At 71.7% G+C, this 808-nt stretch carries 1 protein-coding gene; it reads left to right on the top strand.

Translation table 11 applies throughout. From position 1 onward, the window contains the following. A partial coding sequence (locus ACI8AF_RS27510; protein ID WP_456542967.1) for an acyl-CoA dehydrogenase family protein occupies window positions 1–808 on the top strand: 808 nt, incomplete at both ends.

Genomic DNA, 808 nt, shown 5'->3' with positions numbered 1-808 from the left:
TGTACGCGCTGACCGACGAGCACGAGGCGATCCGGGAGGCGGTCCGCGACATCGCGGAGCGGGAGATCGCGCCGCACGCCGCCGACGTCGACGCGAACTCGCGCTACCCGATCGAGGCGCAGAAGGCGCTGACCGCGGCCGGGTTCCACGCCACGCACATCCCCGAGGCCTACGGCGGCGAGGGCGCCGACGCGATCGCGACCTGCATCGTCATCGAGGAGGTCGCCCGGGTCGACGCCTCGGCGTCGCTGATCCCGGCGGTGAACAAGCTCGGCTCGATGCCGGTCATCCTGGCCGCCGACGAGGAGCTCAAGCAGCAGGTGCTCGCCCCGATCGCCGCCGGCGAGGCGATGATCAGCTACGGCCTGTCCGAGCGCGAGGCCGGCTCCGACGCCGCGGCGATGAAGACCCGCGCCCGCCGCGACGGCGACTCCTGGGTGCTGGGCGGCACTAAGGCCTGGATCACCAACTCCGGCGTCTCCTCCTGGTACACGGTCATGGCGGTGACCGACCCGGAGAAGGGCTCAGGCGGCATCTCGGCGTTCGCCGTGCACAAGGACGACCCCGGCTTCGCCGTCGGGCCCAAGGAACGCAAGATGGGCATCAAGGGCTCGCCCACCTGCGAGCTGTACTTCACCGACTGCACCATCCCGGCCGACCGGATCATCGGCGCCGAGGGCACCGGCTTCAAGACCGCGCTGCGCACGCTGGACTTCACCCGGCCGACGATCGGCGCGCAGGCGGTCGGCATCGCGCAGGGCGCGCTGGACGCGGCCGTGGCCTACGTCAAGGACCGCAAGCAGTTCGG

The sequence above is a fragment of the Blastococcus sp. SYSU D00669 genome (genome assembly GCF_054050715.1).
Note: the sequence above shows the minus strand (reverse complement) of the source record. Positions and strands in the feature narration are given on the sequence as shown.